Genomic DNA, 19,936 nt, shown 5'->3' with positions numbered 1-19,936 from the left:
ACAGGAAAAAAATACTCACGCAAAGCCGCCAAGCCCGCAAAGGAGTGATCGGGATAAACGGAATCAGGGATGGCGGCTGCGCGGTGAGGATGGCATTTTTGTAAGAGAGATGTTTCGACAAGTTAGACGCAATCAACACAAACCGAGGCCATGCACATCGACAACGCAAATCTCTTTGCGAGCTTAGCGGCTTGGCGTGAGGCTTTTTTACAACCTACGGATTAGCTGTGCATCGGTTACTTTTCTGTCGTCGAAACATTGGGAGCATCTGGATCCCGTTTCATGATCTGATACCAGGTGTAACCAGATCCGGAGTGCGGCGTACTCGATTCGAAAATCAGGCTCAGAATCCCTGCGGAAATCACCGCGACCAGAAAGGGAACCGTCGTCGATAATGTGAATGTCGGCGCATTATCAATGACCACGCTCGCATCCCATTCCTCGTTAATCAACTTCCAATAATCCAATCCGGCGATCGGTTTCCAGTAGCTCCAAATAATCGCGACCACCGTACCCAGCATAACCGCCGGAATCGTGGTGCGGGCTGTGCACCGTGGCAGGAACATGCCGATCACAAACAGCGACGCCAGCGGCCCCAAAAACATATTGAAGGCGGGTTGCATCACTTCAAAGATATTAATTTTGTGAGAGATCACGATATAGGCCACGCAACAGGCGACGCCGGTTGAGATCATTCCGATGGTGATCGTGAGGATTTTGGCCAACTTCAATTCGCTCATCTTCTCCGCCCCCTGGGGATTCAACCGAGCGAAAAAGTCGGTGGTGATGACGGCCGAAACGGAGTTCACTCCCGAATCGATGCTCGACATGGCTGCGGCAATCAAAGCTGCCAAAATCAAACCTCCGACACCGGGAGGAAGTTGATGGCCGATAAAGTAGGGGAAGACTTTATCCGCAAAATTTGAAGAGACTGAAACGTGTTCGCCCGTATCGGCATCGAGCGGCAAGAACGTGGGGTGTTCCAAGTAGAACGACATCAACGCCAAACCACAAAGTGCCAGCAGGACCAACACGACAAAATCCGCCCCCGCCGCCAAGAGATAACTATTGCGGGCCGCCTTTAACGACTTGGTTGAAAAATATCGCTGTAACACAACTTGGTCCGAGACGTGCGTACAGATCGTCCAGAAGAAGACCATGCAAATCGCCCAGACCATGGTCCGCTGTACTCGAATGTCCCAACTGAAAATCGGTGGACTTGCGTGGGATTCCGTTACGGTCGAAGCGGTTTCCCACCAATGTGCCGGCCCCGTGCCGGTTGTGGTGGCAATATAACCCAACGTGATCAGCGTGCCGCCAAACAGCACTAAGAACTGCACCACATCCGTCCAAATCACCGCCCGCATTCCGCCTACAGCGGTATAGACGGTGGCGAAAACACCCACGCCGACGATCACAAAATAGATCAGCGCGCTTTGGTATTCCTGGGGTATGTTCCCCCGCGTCATCGCTGTCAGCGCCATCGACGAGGTATAAACCACGACCCCCATCCAGCCCAGTCGCATAAATACAAACAGCGCTGCTCCCATTGCGCGGGCGGTGTAGTTGAAACGCAACTCCAGAAATTCATACGCACTGGTGAGACGTAACCGCATAAAGAACGGTACGAACAGCATAAAGATCACGAGGATATTGAGCGGCACCGCCAGGGTGCCGACTAACATCGTGATGCCGTTTTTGATCAGCTCTCCCGGTTGCGCCAAGTACGAGATCGTCGACATCAACGTCGCCATGATGCTCAAGCCGACAGCGAACCAAGGCATGTTCCGGCCGCCGAGGAAAAACTCTTCCGTCGATCCTTGCCGCTTCGCAAAATACAGTGCGATGCCAATCGTTCCCAGCAAATACATTGCGACTGCGATGTAGTCGTACGAACTCAGACCATCGTGTGGAGGCGCCGGGGCTGCGAACATGAATTGTCCTTTCCCCGGTAAAACCAGGGACTGCTGGTCGAGACTGTGAAACGATTCCGTTTTCCCTCAACCCCCGACTCCGCCGGGGGGTACGCATTGCGGCTGATGCCTTATTGCAAAATCGCCAAAATCTCATCCTTCAATGCCGCATTGACCGACAACCCGTTTCCAGAATGCATTGAACGTTTGCCCTTCCAGTCGACAAAGTCGCCCCCCGCTTCGACCATGATCGGAATCAAGGCGGCACAATCCCAGGCACTCAATTCGGGATCAATCATCACCTCCGCCCGTCCGGTTGCGACCAGAATGTGTCCGTAACAGTCGCCCCAACCGCGGGTCAGTTTCGATTTGGTACAGAGGTCGTGAAACGCTTCGGTACGCCCGATTTGTTCCCAACGGGTGATCGTCGTAGTGCAAAACAGGGCCTGCGACATATCCGAAATATCGCTGACGCGCGCAGCAACCGGTTTTTGGTCGCGACGTTGCCACCAGGCACCTTCTCCCAGCGAGGCATAGACGACTTCATTCAGTGCGGGAAACCGGCAAACGCCCGCCACCAAGCGACCGTCGTATTCCAAACCAGCCAACGTGCCAAACAGGGGCACACCGTGGATGAACGATTTTGTGCCGTCGATCGGATCGAGGACCCAACGGTATCCGCTGGTCCCCTCGACATCGTCAAATTCTTCTCCCAGCACGCTATCGTCGGGGAAGACATCAAAGAGCCGTTCGCGAATGAGTTTTTCCGCCCCTTTGTCCGCCACGGTTACAGGACTTTCGTCCCCTTTACTCTCCACCGCCAAATCGGCCGATTGGTAGTGCGGCATGATCAACTCCGCGGCCGCCTGTGTCACTGTCAGGGCGACCTCCAGCCGCCGCGAAATCTCCGGTTGTTCACTCATCTCGGTTCGTTCGTTTCTCGTTATCGATAGGTCATGACAAACAGGTGCGACGCCGCGCACCTGGATAAGAACTAATCCTCAAGCCGGTACAACATTTCGCCCGCCTTACGGACCAACAATACACCTTCATCTTCACGATTCGCAAAATCCTCGACGTTGATTGTACTGGGATCGCGATAGCCCAGATTGATTCGTTCACACGTTTCTCGTGGGATCCCACTGGCCAAGGTCACTTGCACGCGCGGATGTTCGACTCCGTCTACAAATGTCCCACCACCCCGCACGTGCGTGGAGTGCGCCAAGACGCCGCGGGGGATGTGCGAAAATCGTTCTGCCTGTGCGGTGAAATAATCTCGCACGTGGTATCCGACTTCTTCGATCAACGGCCCATGCGTGATCGAAATCTCATGCATGTGCGGCGCGTAGATAATCAACTCCCCGCCATCGGCCACAACCGGTTCGAGCTTGTACATACATTTGCCGGCGACCCACAATTCGTCATACATCGGCGGCGCACAGGACAGGACCATTTGGAATGGTTTCGGCACGCGGCGCATATGCACTTGCGCCGACAAATCAGCCGCATCATTCCAAGCCGATTCCGGCGTCCCATAAAACATGCCGTACAGACTCGCATCGGGCGCCACCACAAACGCCAGACAGCGCCGCTCGACAGGAATCAGCGCCGCGGCACGGTCGACGACCTTCCGCACGGGAGTCTCTTTGACGCCGATGATGGAAGCATTGGTTATTAGCGCGCCGAGCCAGTGAAAGAAATTTAAAATCTCCGCGCCACCGATCCCGGGAAAGAAGTATTTGTTCCCTCCCGAAAACCCCACAACCTCATGCGGAAACACCGGTCCGAGCACCAACAGTACGTCGTAGTCGGCAATACGGCGATTGATAGCGACATCGACCGCCTCTTCCAACAGGCCTCCAGAGATCTCGCGCGTGTCCGCTTCGCTCAATGTGCCCAGCGAAAGCAGGCATTCCGGCCGGTCCCATTCGTGATTGAACAGCTCCACGTCGGCGTATCGCCCGCGGCTGTCCGCGTCGGAAATCCCCAACAACCGCCGAATATCGGCCTGTGGCATTTCCGGGTGTGTCCCCAGGGCTACGAGCACATCAATTTTAGCCGCAGCCGACGACAATTGGCCGTGCACAGCCTCGAATAGCAACGGCAACGGCGCGGTCCGCGTTGCATCGGGAACGATCAATAACACCCGTTTGTCGGCAAAATCAGCCGCACGGAGGTTCTCGGTGATGTACTGACGAACATCATCTACGGACAATAGCGGCAGCGGTGAATTCATGGGAACTGCGGTGGGACAAATGGCGGGTCAAACGGACAGTCCTCAGTCTATCGGATCGTCATTTGGCTGCAACCACCAGCCCTGGTTGAATCTGCGTTAGCGATAGGATTCCACATCAATCGCCTTTGCACGCTCAATCACCGCTTCGGCCGCGACCCGTCCTGGGAGCAGTTGCAGTGCATTTTCGACCCCCGCAGCGATGCCGAGTTGCACCGCCCGCGTGATGTCGTCCCCATTCGCCAGTCCCCAACCGATGCCGGCTGCCAGAGAATCGCCCGAACCGATTGGATTGACCGGCGTGATTGTCGGTGGCTGAAACCGCAAACACTCGGTCGCCGATGTCAGCCAAACGGCCTGGGCGCCTTGAGTGACGAGCACCCATTGAGCGCCGGCGGCATTCAGTTCGCGCATCGCCGCGACTAGGTCATCGTCGCTGGTCAATTCCCGTCCGACCGTGCGGGCCAACTCTTCGCGATTGGGTTTGACCAAATAGGGCGCAGCCTCCAGCGCCGCCACCAATTCCGCTCCGCGTCCGTCGATGATCACCCGCGCATCGAGCCCTGTCATGAGATCGCGGTAATACGTCGCCGGTGTCCCCGCTGGAAGGGAACCGGCGAGGAGAATCACATCGGCTGCCGTCGCAGATTCGCGAAACACCGACTGAAATTCGGCAAGTTCTGCCTCAGTGACAGCAGCGGCGTTTTCGACCAATTCGGTGGCGATCCCGGTCTCGGCTTCGAGCACCGTCGTGCACACGCGCGTGGCGGCTGCGGTAGGGACCCATTTACGGGCGATCCCGAATTGTTCAAACTCCGCATCGATCGAACGCACGGGCAGCCCGCCGACCAGCGAGATTGTCTCTGCCACAGCTCCCAGATGATGCAGAGCAATGCCCACATTCAGCACTTTGCCCGAGGCACACCAATGCACCGCACGCGCACGATTCACCTCACCATGCTGCAATCGATCGAGCAGCACAATTTGTTGCCAAGCGGGCGTCAATCCGGCAGCAATGATCACAGCATGCCCTCCAAGATCTGCGTCAATTCCGCATCACTCAATTCAAGCGGATTGCCGTTCATGCTATTTCCTCGTGAGCTTTTCACAATCTCTGGAATCTGCTCCGCCGAGACTCCGATCTCCGTCAGGGTGTGGGGGATTTTCACCTCGTCGCAGATTTCCTGAATTCTGGCGATCCCCGCATCGACCGCGGCGGTGCCGCGTAGTTCGTCGTCGACAATTGTGCGTCCAATGATTTCAAGTTCGTCGCGGGCGACAGCGCGGTTGGTCCGCATCGCCACGGGTAACATCACCGCACAGGCCAAACCGTGCGGAACACGACAATGCACTCCCAGCGCCGCTGCCACGCCATGCGCCATCCCCAAGCCGGAATTCGCCAGGGCCATGCCCGATAACATCGCCGCATGCGCCATCGCCTCGCGCGCGGGGCGAGAATCGCCGTTGGCAACCGCTGTGGTGATCGCCGGTACCGCAGATTTCAATCCTTCAATCGCCAAAGCTTGTGGAATCGGTTGTCGGCGGCGAGAGATGTAGCTTTCGATGCACTGTGTAATCGCATCCATGCCGGTGTAAGCGGTTGTCGTCGCGGGGACCGAGACCATCAATTCCGGATCGATAAGCACGATGTCCGGCACCATCGCATCGGACCGCAGGCTTTTTTTAAAGGGGGGATCGTAGGAAGAAATCACCGCGTTTTTCGTAGCTTCGCTGCCGGTGCCCGCAGTCGTGGGCATGGCCAGCATGGGGAGCGGAGGCGCCGTGATCTTCAGACCCCGTCCGACCCCTTCCAAATAATCTTGAACCGAGTCCCCCGCGGCAGCATTGGTGACGATCGCGGCGGCGGCCTTCGCCAGATCGATCGCCGCTCCCCCCCCAACCGCCATGACAAAATCGCCGGTTGCAGGCTGATGTTGGCGCAATTGTTCAACCAACCGGTCGACGTCGGCGACCTCCGGTTCGTGTGAGATATCCGCCACGTGGATTGATTCGATTTCCTGAGCAGCAAGTCGCTGCTGAATGTCTGCCAACATCCCGTTGCGGCACAAGGTCTGGGATCCCACAACCAAAAAGGCACGCTCTCCCAGCCCGCGGGCCAATTCCCCGACTTCGGCGCGGCGTCCCCAGCCAAAACAGATTTGCGCAGGTGTCAGCAGATTGTACGAGAGGGAATTCAACAACTTGGCGGACTCCTGTTTTAGTATTGAGGCACGCTGTGTACGGTCAGCCGAAGATCATCGGCAGACGATCGACGGTTTTAGGTTGTTTCATACACGCAATTCCACCCCAAAGACAAGCGGCCCTTAGTTGGAATTGTGTTTCAGCGGTGCTACTCCCTATCATGTCTGCACACGGGGAACGCTGGTCTTGCTTGGTCGTCGTACAGGAGAAACAACAGTGCAGCGGATTGCTATATTAGGTTTGGGACGCTTTGGAACCACGCTGGCGAAGAGCTTGGGCAAAAGCGATGTCGAAGTGATTGCCATCGATCGCAATCCGAATCTCGTCACCGCCGTGAAGGACGACGTCGCCTTGGCTGTTCGGCTCGATTCCACCGACGAAGAAGCCCTGCTCAGCCAGGACCTGCAAAATTGCGATGTTTGCGTCGTCGCCATCGGCGAAAACTTTGAAGGAGCGCTACTGACGACGGCGACTTTGAAGAAAATCGGTGCCAAGCGGATCATTTGCCGCGCGCAAACAACAACGCATGCGGAAATCTTTCAAAGCATCGGGGCTGATGACATCGTGCAACCCGAAATCGAAACCGGCAACAGCCTGGCCCGTCGCTTAGCCAATCCGCAATTCCAGGATCTGATCGAATTGGCTGAAGGATACAGCCTGATTGACATCCGTTGCCCCGTCGAATTCCGCGGCAAGACTTTGTCGCAACTGCAACTGCGGACCAAATATCAGGTGAACCTCGTCGCTTTAAAACGGACCGTGACGGTCCAGAAGGATGGCGAACTGATTCAAACCCTACGCATCACCAGCGTCCCCAAGCCAGACGACGTCATGCAACCCGACGACGTCCTGGTGTTAGTCGGCTCCCACGAAAGCCTAGAACGTCTCCCGAGAGGGTAGGCGGTAGACGTGAGACTGTAGACCTTAGACGATAGGACTGCGCAGCTAAGCGATCATAAGCAATCTCTGGCCACCGGCCACTGACCACCGGCCACTTCTTCCCGCCTAATAAACTCACGTCCAAGCTTCGTCCCAGTTTCCATCATAGGCCGAGATAAAACGGCCGGGCTCGAAGTTCACCGGGGCTTGGGCAAGAATCCGTAGCCACACCGGGTGCCCGTCGCGGGTGCCGACCAGTGAGACGTGCGGACCCAAATCGTCCGCCTCGTCCACCGGCAGTGCTTGCCAGCGAAATTCGGTCACGTCGTCCAGCAATTTGTAGACGCCGTTGAGGTTGAGAGAAAAATTGGAAGAGGTCTGCGTGCCGTCTTTAGGACCACCAACCACCTCGGTCCGGGAAGCGAATATTGTCACCTCCCATTGCGAGTCGATCTGGTGGTAATGACAGCCCACAGGCGCGAGTACATCGAACGCGTGAATCTCTTCCGTGGCGTCGTATGTAAGGTCTTGAATCCATTGCGGAGGTTGAGTCATCGGTGCGTTTTTCTGGAAATTGGTGGCCACAAGTCCATAGTATCGATGAAGAAAGTTTGCAATCATCACGACGCCCGAAGCCCAAACGGTTCACACGCCCGCTCAGCCGCCGAGTCAAATTGCTAAAACCCATCATGCCCCAAAGCGGAGGCATTTTCGATACCTGCTACTCGCTCAATAGCCGATTTCACCCAAAACCCCATGGTTGTATCAATTAGGTCGACCGCGAAGGATAGGCCCATAGAGAGCGTAAAGAATCCTTAGCGCGCTCAATTGTACTGACACCGATGTTGATCAAATTAGGAGACACTAAGCGTTTACTATAGGTAGTTTTACGCAGTTTTATGAGGGTGATATCCAAGCCTCCGTCGTGTCTTCTGCGCGCGAAAACCCGTCTGAGCGAACCTCACAATTTTTTCTGCGGGGGTCACCAGTAAACGAAAGCATTCGTTTAGAAATGGTGCGTGACAAGAACGCGTCCCCACACGGGCATCGCGCTCTGTAGCGAACGGGTTTGCGAATTCACCGCACGACGAAATTGACCATCCGCCCCGGCACGGCGATGACTTTCACCACCTGTTTGTCGGCAATCTGTTTTTGCACCGTCTCGTCTGCTTCGGCGGCGGCTTGCATCGCAGCGGAGTCCGCCTCGGCGGGGATGCGGATTTTAGCCCGCAACTTCCCATTGATCTGCACCGGGATTTCGATTTCCGATTCGACGATCATTGCCGGATCAAATTCCGGCCACGGTTCATAGGCCAATGTTTTGCCATGCCCTAACAACTCCCACAATTCCTCTGCCAAGTGCGGCGCGAACGGGCTTAACATCAACACGAAGGCTTCCATCACCGATTGTGGACGAGAATCCTGCTGGCTGAAATGGTTGGTGAATTCCATCAACCGGCTGATCGCCGTGTTGAATGACAATTTCTCGCAGTCGTCACTGACCGCTTGAATCGTTTTATGCAAGATCCGCAATTGATCGGCGTTCGGATCAACAGCCTGGATCGCCGGATTCAATTTGACCTCTTCCGCAACATCATCGGCGATCATCCGCCAAGCTCGCGCCAAAAACCGGCTGACCCCCTCGACGCCACTCATGTTCCAGGGTTTGGTCTGTTCCAAGGGTCCCATGAACATTTCATACAACCGCAACGCATCGGCTCCGTACACGTCGACGACTTCATCGGGATTGATGACGTTACCCCGCGATTTCGACATCTTGAACGACCGGCTTTCGACGGCAACGTCCTCGTCGTCCTTCAATACAAAATCGTTCCCCTGCTTTTCGACTTGGTCCATTTCCAATCGGACAGCCGTAACCGTTTCGCCCGTTTGTTTGCTGACTTTTCCCTCAACCCCTTCGGGAGCATCGCGGACCATCGCAGCCGATAACCAACTACCATCAGCTGTCTGATAGGCGGTCAATTCCGCCTCGCCCAAGATCATGCCTTGGTTGACCAATCGGTCAAACGGTTCGGGCGTGGAGACATAACCGCGGTCGAACAACACTTTGTGCCAAAAACGGGCGTACAACAAGTGCAAGACCGCATGCTCGGCGCCGCCGATATACAAGTCGACCGGCATCCAGAATTTTTCCAATTCCTCGCTGACGAATCGCTCGCTGTTTTTGGGATCGATGTAGCGCAAGTAATACCAACACGACCCGGCCCATTGCGGCATGCTGTTCGTTTCGCGAACCAATTTCGTGCCGTCCTCAGCGGTGGAATATAACCATTCGTCACCCGCTTCGGCCAACGGCGGTTCGGGGCGACCGTGCGGTTTGAATTCTGACATGTCGGGCAAGGTAACCGGCAAATCTTTGTCCTCAACCACCCGCATCAAGCCGGTCGGGTTGCCCTGATCGTCCAACTCATGCCAGATCGGAAACGGCTCGCCCCAAAAGTGCTGCCGGCTGAACAACCAGTCCCGCAACCGATAGTTCACCGCCCCGCGACCTAATCCGGATGTGGTCAATTCTTCGGTGATTTTGCTTTTAAATGCCGCTGTCTCCATGCCGTCGTATGTGCCGGAATTGACAGCTGTCCCCAATCCAGCGAAGGGAAACCGTTTCTCGCCGTTGATCTCGGTCGCCAACGCGGCTTCATCGCGCGACGCTTCATACCCTGCAGGAGGTTGCACGACGGGGCGAATTTCGATGTCGAAGGTGACGGCGAATTCCCAGTCGCGCAAGTCATGCGCCGGAACCGCCATGATCGCCCCGGTTCCGTAGCTAATCAAAACATAGTCGGCGATCCAAATCGGAATCTGTTCACCATTGACCGGATTGATCGCATAACTGCCGGTGAAGACGCCCGATTTCTCTTTGGCCAAATCGGTACGATCCAAATCGCTCTTGGTCGCCGACTTGTCGCGATACGCAACAACCGCCTCGCGCTGTTCGTCCGTGGCCAAACGATCAACAACCGGATGCTCCGGCGCCAACACCATATAGGTCGCGCCGTACAACGTATCGGGGCGTGTGGTATATACCCGCAACACGTCGTCGCCTGGTTCGGTCGGGAATCCGGATTTACCGCGAGCTGTTTTCCAGGCTTCGATGTCGTCGCCGATATAAAAATCGACCTCCGCCCCTTCGCTGCGGCCGATCCAATTTCGCTGTAAGGCTTTGATCGAGTCGGGCCAATTCACCTCTTCCAATTCGTTCAACAACCGCTCCGCATAGGAGGTGATCCGCAACATCCATTGTCGCAACGGAATCCGTACCACCGGATGACCGCCTCGCTCACTCACCCCGCCGATCACCTCTTCGTTGGCCAAGACCGTTCCCAAGGCGGGACACCAATTCACCGGTGCTTCGGTTTGATAGGCCAAGCGGTTTTTGTCTTGATAACGACGCACCGCTTCATCGCCGGCGGCGGTAATATCCTCGGGAATCGGCAATTCAGCGATCGGCCGACCGCGTTGTTGTTCTTCGTCGAACCAGGTATCGAACAATTCCAAGAAGATCCACTGCGTCCAACGAAAAAAGTCTTCGTCGGTCGTCGCCAATTCACGGTCCCAGTCGTAACTGAAACCCAACATCTTTAATTGGCGGCGGAAGGTGCCGATGTTTTTGTAGGTCGTTTCGCGTGGATGCGTGCCGGTTTTGATGGCGTGTTGCTCGGCCGGCAATCCAAAGGCATCCCACCCCATGGGGTGCAACACCGCTTTGCCCCGCATGCGGGAATAGCGACAGACAATATCGGTGGCCGTATAACCTTCCGGATGCCCCACATGCAAACCATCTCCCGAAGGATAGGGAAACATGTCCAACACATACAATTTGGGCTGATCGGAGATTTCCGGAGCGGCAAAAGTCTTGTGCTGTTCCCAATAAGCTTGCCACTTGGGCTCAATCCGCTTGGCGTCGTAACGAGGCATGGTATTTAGATGGAACGTGAATTGGGGTGGATGAAAGTAGCCAGTGGCGAGTGGCCGGTGGCCAGGAATATATTTTGTAGATGGGGATGAAAGCTCGTTGCTGTGATACAACCAAGTTTGATTTCACGCAACAATTTGGTCCTATCAGGAGCAACGAGCATGTCCAGTTTATCGTTTTTTGTCGGACTCGACTACCACCAGTCGTTCATTCAGGTCTGCGTGTTGGATCGCGAGGGCAATGTGTTGGCTAACCTCAAATCGCCGAACAGTGCGGAGCATGTCGCCTTACTGGTGCGCGGGGTGGTTCCCAAATCCGCACGGGTCTTCGTCGCCCTCGAAGCTTGTACCGGAGCAGCCAACTTTGCTGAAGAATTGGTCCGCCACACGGGTTGGTCCGTCGATCTGGCCCATGCCGGCTACGTCGCCAAACTCAAACAAAGCCCCGACAAAACCGATTTCAGCGACGCGCGTTTGTTGGCAGACCTGGAACGTGTGGGGTACCTTCCGCGGGTCTGGATGCCACCGGAGTCGTTGCGGGATCTGCGGAGGCTGGTGCGGTATCGTCAACAGTTGGCCGCCGCGCGGCGAAACGTCAAGTTGCGGATCACGGCTCTGCTTCGCGAGGAACGTATCGTCGCAGAGCAGCGCCGCTGGACCAAAGCGTGGCAGCACTGGCTGGCCGGGCTGGACGAAATCTCGCCTCAGATGCGGTGGGTGATGGACCAGCATCTAGAGGCGCTGCAGCGATTGGAACGGGAGATCCGCGCAGCCGAAGCACGTCTCTGCGCGGCGACCTGCGATGATGCGATCGTCCAAAAACTGTTGGAGATCAAAGGTGTGGGCTTGGTGACGGCTGTGACGTTGCGTGCGGAAATCGGCCGGTTCGACCGCTTTCGTACGGGGAAACAGTTGGCTCGTTTTTGCGGCATGACTCCGCGAAATGCCTCCAGCGGAAACCGCCAGGCGGACGCCGGTTTGATCAAGGCGGGGAATCCGGAATTGCGGCGTGTGATCATCGAGACCGCCCATCGCCTGGGCCGTTACGACCTGCGTCTGTCGAAGATGAACACGCGTTTGCGTCGACGCGGCAAGCCGGGCAGCGTGGTGGCGGCGGCGATCGGCAACCGTTGGATGCGTTGGTTGTACCATCAAATGAAAACCATTTCCGTTTAAGAAAGCGTTCGCCATGTCCAGACCTCAACTCCAGCTCAACAAACGAGGGTCGCCACGCCGTCCTCTCGACCTCCTGGTTGTGCAGGCCGAGACGACGGCGAGACGAACGAGGCTCATCGAACGTATAATGAAAAAGTGAATGCAAGTGACGATTGTTGATGATGATTGCTAACCCGTGCTGATGCTGACTTGCTCGAGCCTGACCTGGGCCGGCGGCCGCCGTGTCGCTACGCTCGTCCTGTAGATGGGGCTGTCACATCACCTCGAAGCCACCCACTTGGGCTGGGAGAATTCCCTTGCTCGGATAGAAGAATGGGGACGCACGTCATCACAGCATCGCCACTTGACAAGCAACGAACTTTCATAGAAGGTCAGGCTCCTGCCTGACGAAATCGCCGTTCGATGATCAAATGCGCAGGATGTCAGGCAGGAGCCTGACCTACAGTTTTTTGTGACCACCGACCACTAACCAAGCTCCAGCCCGAAGAGTTGACACGCGTTGCGGGTGGTGAGTTCGCCGAATGCTTCGGGCGTCATGCCGTGCACCTCCGCCAGACAGGCGGCTGTGTAGCGGACATAGCTTGGTTCGTTACGTTTGCCCCGTCGTGGTGTGGGGGCCAAATACGGGGCATCGGTTTCAACCAGAATGCGGTCGAGGGGAATTTCTTTAGCCAAGTCTCGCAGGTTGGCGGCTTTCTTAAAAGTCACCATCCCTGAAAACGAGATATGCATCCCCATGTCCAGGCAAGCTCGCGCGGTCTCCAGGTCATCACAAAACGAATGCATCACCCCGACCAACGGTCCCTCAGCGGCAGCGATTTTGAGCTGTTCCAAGACCTCGGCGGCCGCATCGCGGCAATGGACGATGAACGGCAGGTTCTTTTGGCGAGCGAATGCCATGTGTTGTTGAAAATGTTCGACTTGCAGGTCGAGTGGAGCATAGTCCCAATAGCGGTCCAAACCGGTTTCGCCGATCCCGACCACGCGGGGGTGGTCGGCCAATGCTTGAATCGCCTCCCAGTCTCCCGGTGCGACTTCGTGCACATAATTGGGCTGAATGCCGACCACGGCATAGACGTTGGGGTATTTTTCGGCCAATTCAACAGCAGCGCGGCTGGTAGAAAGGGTCAGGCCGATGGTGAGAATTGCCTGCAAACCCGCTTCGGTCGCGCGGGTCACGATTTCGTCGCGATCCGGCTCAAAGGCCTCTTCGTCCAGATGGGCGTGCGTGTCGATGAGCGACATGGGCATTACGTGGAACTATCCGCGGTCCGCGCAGCTGCGAGTTCCGACAACGTGTCCAGATGTTGTTGAGCCTGCTTCGCAATTTGCTCAAGCCGTTCCAGCCCTTCCGGATCCCCTGCGCAATCGGTCATTGCCTGCCGGACATCGGCGAGCAATTGCACCTGTTCTTGGACCAGTGCATCGAGAAGGTAGTCTAGGCTCACATAGTTTAAGTCGGTGAATTCGGTGGGGTAGGTTCCAAAATCCACCAATGCCCCCCGCTCGGTGATCAGGTCCGCCAACTCTTGGACTTGCTCTTGCTGCTCAGCGACCAATCGAGCGATCGTGGGGTATTCTTCCCCGTGCTCGGCGCTGCTCCAAGGCCAACACTCTCCGGCGTACTGCAACAGACCGCGGAGAATGCGGATCAGGACTTCGTTTAAGCAGGCGTTTTGTAGTTCGGGCATGGGGGGAGATGGCTTCAGAATCGGTTATGCAAAGACACCGTCATTCGAGGGACAAAATTAAGGGACGATGCCCGAAAATAACATCACGGAAACGTGTTCAGCAGCTTCATAAACCGGAGCAATAAAGATTGTCCCGGCGACCATCACGCAAACAGCCAGAAAAGCCACGTATGCGCCCCGCTTGGAAACCAACGGCACTTCGGCAATCCGTACGGAGTCCTGTGCGGGCACAATCCACATCACTCTCAGGACATTCAGATAGTAGAACAGGCTGAACACGGTGTTGAGCACGCCCAATAAGAACACGGCATACATGATCGGCTGATACTGAGCGGCATCGAACAGAGCGGCAAAAATGACAAACTTGCCAATGAACCCACCCGTGGGCGGAATGCCGACCAAGCTGAACAGGCAGATCAACATGCCCACAGCCAACATCGGTGAGGTTTTTGACATGCCGGCATAATCGGCGATCTCTTCGCTGTAGATCTCATTGCGGATCAGGGCCACAATTCCAAACGCCCCCAGATTCATTAACACATACACAACCAGATAGTACAGCAGTCCTTCAATGGCGAGACTCGCATTGGCGTTGGCAGTCGATGCATCACCGGGGGCATTTAGGAAAACCATCATCGCCGAAACGGCCATCAGCATATAGCCGGCATGCGCGATTGTGGAATACGCCAGCAACCGTTTCATGTTGGTTTGACTATAGGCGGAGAGGTTTCCAAACGTAGCTGTGATGGCCGCCACGAATCCCAGAGCGACGCCGATCTGCATATTGAACTGTTGAAGTGCCTCAGGATCATCAGCGGACGATCCTCCCACCAAGGCCAAACAGAATCGTACTAACAAAGCGAATGCCGCTGCCTTGGATGCTACGGAAAGAAAGCCAGCAACTTCCGCCGAGGCCCCTTCAAACGCGTCCGGGCACCAGAAGTGGAAGGGGAAGATCGACAGTTTGAATGCCAAACCAATCAGGATCATTACAACGGCTAAGGTCAAAGTGGTGATCGCGGCGCCGGTCATCAGGTTGGGATCGGCTGCGATTTTCGCCATCTGCATTGCCATATCTGGAAAATATGCCGTCCCCAGCATTCCCGACAGCAGACTGATTCCATAGAGCATTACTCCAGCCGCACCACCACCGTAAACGACGTATTTCAGAGCCGCTTCACTAGCCGTCTTGCGGCCTTTGAGGAATCCGACCATGACGTAACTGGGCACACTGGTGGTTTCGATCGCCAAGAAGAGCATCAGCATGTGATTCGCTGAGGCCATCATCATCATGCCCAAGGTCGCACCCATGAGCAGGATGTAAAAGTCAGGCCCATCTTCGCGATCAGGAATACCGCTGAGCAGCGTCAGCCAGACAACGATGAACACCGCGGCCAGTAGCAGCAGCCGAAAGAATCCGGTGAAAGGATCGAAGACCAGCAATCCCGTGAACAATTCTTGAGAGTAAACGCCGTCCGCGTTGCTCATTAACTGCGATTGGGTCACGACCGAAAGGAAAATGGCGGTGACGATACCAATCATCGTCAACCCGGCCGGAGAGACGATCCCCCCCTTACGGTCCACGTTGAACAGTCGGGCGAACAACAGCAGCAAGATGGTGGCACAGACCGCCAACTCGGGAGAAAACGCCCACAGCGAATTCCCCGTGTCGGTGTAAATGTGGTTAACTAGATTTTCGATTTTGATATTCATGAATCACAAACTCAAGTCGATCGGTGGCTGTCGGCAGAGTGACATGCGATCAGACGTTATTTGATCAATTGAGTGACAGCTTCCACAGATGATTGCGCGGTGGCAGACAGGTTGTCGACCAACAACGTTGTCGAGGACCGCATGAGACCGAAAATCGACTCAGGATAGACACCCAACACAATGGCGAACACTAACAACGTCACAGCCACCGAAATCTCGCGCCCGTTCATGGGCGTAATTTCTTCGGCATGCGGACCTTTATATTCCGGGCCGAGGTAAACGCGTTGAATAGCCCACAGAATGTAGCCGGCCGTCAGGATCACCCCCGCGGCAGCGATGATTGCAATCAAGGGGCTGAAATTCCAGGCGCTCAACACGGTGAAGACTTCTCCCGGAAACCCGCACAGTCCGGGAAGTCCCAAACCAGCGAAGAAAATTCCCGCAGCTAGTCCACCGTACAGCGGCATCAAGGCCATCAGTCCGCCGAATTTGTTCAGATCCCTGTGGTGCACGCGATCGTAAATCACACCCACCATAAAGAACATACCGGCGGAGGAAACACCGTGGCCGATCATTTGGAACATCGCACCGTTGATGCCCATGTTCCAATAATCCTTGCCGATCGTGGTTCCGTCGGTGATTTTCCACACCGCGATTCCCAGGATCACATATCCCATGTGGCTGACCGAACTGTAAGCCACGAGTCGTTTGAAGTCGGTTTGGGCCATCGCAGCAAATGCCCCGTAGATGATGCTACCCGCACCAATTAATACCAGCGCATAAGCGGCGACCTGCGCCCCTTCGGGGCAAATCGGAAAGGCGATCCGCAAGATGCCGTAGCCACCCATTTTCAAAAGCACACCGGCCAAGATCATACTGATCGGCGTCGGAGCTTCGACGTGCGCGTCGGGCAACCAGGTGTGGAAGGGAATGGTGGGAACTTTGATCGCAAAGCCGACAAACAGCAACCAGAACGCAATCAACTGCATGGTCCCGTCGAATTCAATTCCGGCGATTTTGCCTTGGCCAATTTCCTGCAGACGCAAGATGTCGAAAGTCGATGCGTCTCCCCCGGCCGCACTGCCAAAGTAGAACATCAACATGGCGATGAACATCAACACGCCGCCGAAGAGTGTGTAGAGGAAAAACTTGATTGCCGCATACTCTCGCCGCGGCCCGCCCCACACACCGATCAAGAAGTACATCGGCAGCAACATGACTTCCCAGAAGACATAGAACAGGAAGAAGTCGAGCGCCATAAACACGCCCAACATGCCTGTTTCCAACAGCAGGAACAGAATCAAATAGCCTTTAACCTGCTTTTTGATGCTCCAGGAGGCCAACATCGCCAGCACGGAGATAAAGCTGGTCAACAGGACCAACGGCATACTGATGCCGTCGATTCCCAATTGATAATTGATATTCCACGCGCCAATCCAGGTCCTGTTAACCTGCATCTGCATTTCGCCAACGGCTGGATCAAAGTCTCTGAGTAAAAACAACGTGAGCACGAATGTGACGACCGTCACAATCAACGTGTACACCCGCATGCCCTCTTCGGCTTCCTTGGAAAAGAAACTCAAAAAGATTGCGCCCAATGCTGGTAGGAAAATGATTGCGCTCAGCAGGTATATTGGATCACTCATTGTTTCAATGAACTCAACTGTCGAAGAGAGGTTGTCACACTCTGTATTTGAAAAATGCCCAATACCGTTCGTGTTAGAACGAGAGCAAGTAGACAAGCATCAACACGCCGAACAATCCGCCGGCGATAAATACCACATATTGCCGCAACTGCCCGGTCTGTACCACGCTCAGCGAACGGCCGATGGCAAACGTCTTTTGGCCGACCCAGTTGACGATCCCGTCGATCACCGTTTCATCAAACCGGCGGTCGATTTCAGAAACGTCCATGGTCACTTTAGCGGTACCGTGCAGAAAACCGTCAATGACCACGCGATCAAAAGCGGAGATCCAACTCGATACTATATGCACCGGCCGGACGAACATGACATCATACAGTTCGTCGAACCGCCATTTTTCCACCAAGAATTCATGCACGCCCGACAATTGCCGTTTGACGTCACTCGGGTTCAACACACGGATGCCGTAAAAGAGATACGCTAAGACTCCACCCATCACCGCAATCGACAACGCATAGCGTCCCGCTTCGGCGTGCACCTCACCCACGTGGGCATGGCTAGGCAAGTTGATGTTCCCCGGCGGAATCGCTTCGGTACCATTCGCAACACCAACCGGTTCGCTGTGCACCAACATGCTCCACAGCGGACCTTCTTCGCCGCCGACGGCTACGAATGCGGCAAACACCGACAAGATCAACAACGGAGCGGTCATCACCCAAGGTGATTCGTGGGCATGATCGTGAACATGCTCGTCCCGCGGTTGACCGGCAAAGGTGTAGAACCAGAGACGGAACATATAGAACGCCGTGATCCCCGCACCGGCCAGCGGTAAGAAGAACAACAGCGGATGCGAACCATTCAGTCGTGCGTACGCCAGTGATGTCGCCAAGATGGCGTCTTTGGAGTGATAACCGGAGAAGGCCAAGACGCCGGGAATCGCTAAACCGGTAATCGCAATCACACCGATCAGCATCGTATAAGCTGTGATCGGCATCTTCTTGCGAAGCCCGCCCATTTTGGGCATTTCTTGTTCGTGATGGCAGCCGTGAATCACGCTGCCCGAGCAGAGGAACATTAACGATTTGAAAAACGCGTGTGTGATCAAGTGCAACAGTCCCGCTGCCCAACCGCCCACACCCAAGCCAAGCATCATGTAGCCCAACTGGCTGATCGTGGAATAAGCCAGGACCCGCTTAATGTCGGTTGCCACAATGGCAATCGTGGCCGCCATGAACAGCGTAATCCCACCGATATAGGCGATGGTGAGCAGAACTTCCGGCATGAACATCGGGTAGAAACGTCCGACGAGATACACGCCGGCAGCCACCATCGTCGCCGAGTGCACCAGTGCTGAAACAGGTGTCGGTCCTTCCATGGCATCGGGTAACCAGGTCTGTAGCGGGAATTGAGCACTCTTGCCCACACACCCGCAAAAAATCCCGATTCCAGCTGCGACCATGAGGTAATAAGGGATCGTCGACTCTTCACCCCCCGCTCCGTGCAGCACGACCAACTTCGATTCGTCCGGCGCCATTTGCGTCGTGATCTGACCTTGATCGTCACGCAGCATTTGGAACAGGCCGGGATCCGTCTTGGCCAGCGCTTCGTCCGGTTGCGTGAAGGTGAAGGTGCCGAAGGACGTCCACAGGATCATCAGTCCGATCAAAAACCCGAAGTCACCCACACGGTTGACGATGAATGCTTTATTCGCCGCCGTCGAGGCTGATTTGCGTTCGACATAAAACCCGATCAACAGGTAACTGCAGATACCGACCAATTCCCAGAACACGAACACCATGAACACATTGCCCGCGATGACCAGTCCCAGCATGGAAAAGCAGAACAGTGACAGAAATGCGAAGAAACGATAGAACCGCCCCGGCCGATGCAAATGCCCTTGGCCGACATGTACGAAGTGATCTTCGTAATCCTCGGTCAGTTCGTCACTCATATAGCCGATGGCAAACACGTGAATGCAGGTCGCAATCAACGTAACCATCGTGAACATCACCAGTGTTAAGCTGTCGATGTAGTAACCGATGTCGAGTTTCAATTTGCCGAAATGGGCAATCTGATAATACGTACCTGAGACAGCCGTCGGTCTGTCGTGCTCAGCTTCCGCGTCTTTCTCATCTGTGGCGACGGGATGGTCGTGGTCGGCAGCGGCATGTTTTTCCTCAGCATGACCCGACTCGTGGTGCTCACCGGCAGCATTTTCACCGTCACCATGGGCGACTTCGTCGTGGGCTGCGTGGTGTGGCTTGAGCGGATGCCAATTCGTGGCGTTCAACCAAATGATTGAGGCGAGGAGGCTACAGACAAATCCTGTACCGATACAACCGACGGCCAGATAGGCAGCGGTCTTTTTCAGCCGCGTGCTCCAGTATCCGGCAAAGATTTCGGCAACGAAACCGGCCAACGGCAGCAGCCAAGCGATTGTCAGCAAGCATTTGAGCCAATCGCCCGTTTGTTTATAGATTTCCGGATCCATACCACTCTCGGTCTACTATCGATGCCCGGGTTCAGCCGGCAAAATTTCCGTGAGACAAT

Annotated in this window: 14 protein-coding genes; 2 read left to right on the top strand and 12 right to left on the bottom strand. The window is 55.5% G+C overall.

Annotated elements, in window-relative coordinates:
* Positions 1–236 precede the first annotated feature (236 nt).
* The 5 genes from Mal52_RS20825 to Mal52_RS20805 form a co-directional block, all read right to left on the bottom strand.
* Entirely contained in the window at positions 237–1,934 is a 1,698-nt protein-coding gene (locus Mal52_RS20825; RefSeq protein WP_145378442.1) for a sodium:solute symporter family transporter, read from the bottom strand.
* Positions 1,935–2,044: 110 nt separating this feature from the next.
* Entirely contained in the window at positions 2,045–2,836 is a 792-nt protein-coding gene (gene hisN, locus Mal52_RS20820; protein WP_145378441.1) for a histidinol-phosphatase, read from the bottom strand.
* 71 nt (positions 2,837–2,907) lie between these two features.
* Positions 2,908–4,149, bottom strand: coding sequence for a lactate racemase domain-containing protein (locus Mal52_RS20815; protein WP_145378440.1), 1,242 nt, complete (start codon positions 4,147–4,149; stop codon positions 2,908–2,910).
* Positions 4,150–4,245: 96 nt separating this feature from the next.
* Positions 4,246–5,169: a 1-phosphofructokinase family hexose kinase gene (locus tag Mal52_RS20810; protein ID WP_197534363.1), complete on the bottom strand. Its 924-nt coding sequence runs from the start codon at positions 5,167–5,169 to the stop codon at positions 4,246–4,248.
* A complete protein-coding gene (locus tag Mal52_RS20805; RefSeq protein WP_145378438.1) occupies positions 5,166–6,344 on the bottom strand; it encodes an iron-containing alcohol dehydrogenase in 1,179 nt (392 codons plus the stop codon). Before Mal52_RS20805 ends, Mal52_RS20810 begins: the two co-directional genes overlap by 4 nt.
* Before the next feature lie 220 nt (positions 6,345–6,564).
* On the opposite strand from Mal52_RS20805, the gene Mal52_RS20800 reads away from it, so the two are divergent.
* Positions 6,565–7,248 (top strand): potassium channel family protein, encoded by a 684-nt coding sequence (locus tag Mal52_RS20800; protein WP_145378437.1) that lies wholly within the window; start codon positions 6,565–6,567, stop codon positions 7,246–7,248.
* A gap of 114 nt (positions 7,249–7,362) precedes the next feature.
* Here Mal52_RS20800 and Mal52_RS20795 read toward each other — a convergent pair whose 3' ends face one another.
* Together Mal52_RS20795 and leuS are read right to left on the bottom strand one after the other, a co-directional pair.
* A complete protein-coding gene (locus Mal52_RS20795; protein WP_145378436.1) occupies positions 7,363–7,782 on the bottom strand; it encodes a hypothetical protein in 420 nt (139 codons plus the stop codon).
* Between the two features lie 522 nt (positions 7,783–8,304).
* Complete coding sequence (gene leuS, locus Mal52_RS20790; RefSeq protein WP_145378435.1) at positions 8,305–11,166, bottom strand: leucine--tRNA ligase; 2,862 nt, start codon at positions 11,164–11,166, stop codon at positions 8,305–8,307.
* A gap of 159 nt (positions 11,167–11,325) precedes the next feature.
* Here leuS and Mal52_RS20785 point away from each other — a divergent pair, with 159 nt between their 5' ends.
* Positions 11,326–12,339 (top strand): IS110 family RNA-guided transposase, encoded by a 1,014-nt coding sequence (locus Mal52_RS20785; protein ID WP_145375389.1) that lies wholly within the window; start codon positions 11,326–11,328, stop codon positions 12,337–12,339.
* 465 nt (positions 12,340–12,804) lie between these two features.
* On the opposite strand, the gene Mal52_RS20780 is transcribed toward Mal52_RS20785, so the two are convergent.
* From Mal52_RS20780 to nuoL, 5 genes are all read right to left on the bottom strand, one after another.
* Positions 12,805–13,590 carry a TatD family hydrolase gene (locus tag Mal52_RS20780; protein WP_231962404.1) on the bottom strand — a complete coding sequence of 262 codons (786 nt, stop codon included), beginning with the start codon at positions 13,588–13,590 and terminating at the stop codon, positions 12,805–12,807.
* Positions 13,590–14,030: a hypothetical protein gene (locus Mal52_RS20775; RefSeq protein WP_145378434.1), complete on the bottom strand. Its 441-nt coding sequence runs from the start codon at positions 14,028–14,030 to the stop codon at positions 13,590–13,592. The genes Mal52_RS20780 and Mal52_RS20775 overlap by 1 nt, the downstream gene beginning before the upstream one ends.
* A gap of 57 nt (positions 14,031–14,087) precedes the next feature.
* Positions 14,088–15,743 carry an NADH-quinone oxidoreductase subunit N gene (locus tag Mal52_RS20770; protein WP_145378433.1) on the bottom strand — a complete coding sequence of 552 codons (1,656 nt, stop codon included), beginning with the start codon at positions 15,741–15,743 and terminating at the stop codon, positions 14,088–14,090.
* A gap of 56 nt (positions 15,744–15,799) precedes the next feature.
* Positions 15,800–17,389: a complex I subunit 4 family protein gene (locus tag Mal52_RS20765; RefSeq protein ID WP_145378432.1), complete on the bottom strand. Its 1,590-nt coding sequence runs from the start codon at positions 17,387–17,389 to the stop codon at positions 15,800–15,802.
* A gap of 73 nt (positions 17,390–17,462) precedes the next feature.
* Positions 17,463–19,877: an NADH-quinone oxidoreductase subunit L gene (gene nuoL, locus Mal52_RS20760; RefSeq protein ID WP_145378431.1), complete on the bottom strand. Its 2,415-nt coding sequence runs from the start codon at positions 19,875–19,877 to the stop codon at positions 17,463–17,465.
* Positions 19,878–19,936 lie beyond the last annotated feature (59 nt).

Origin of the sequence: Symmachiella dynata (genome assembly GCF_007747995.1) — a bacterium.
Taxonomy (GTDB): domain Bacteria; phylum Planctomycetota; class Planctomycetia; order Planctomycetales; family Planctomycetaceae; genus Symmachiella; species Symmachiella dynata.
The sequence above is the reverse complement of the archived record's forward strand: the minus strand, read 5'-3'. Positions and strand labels throughout refer to the sequence as shown.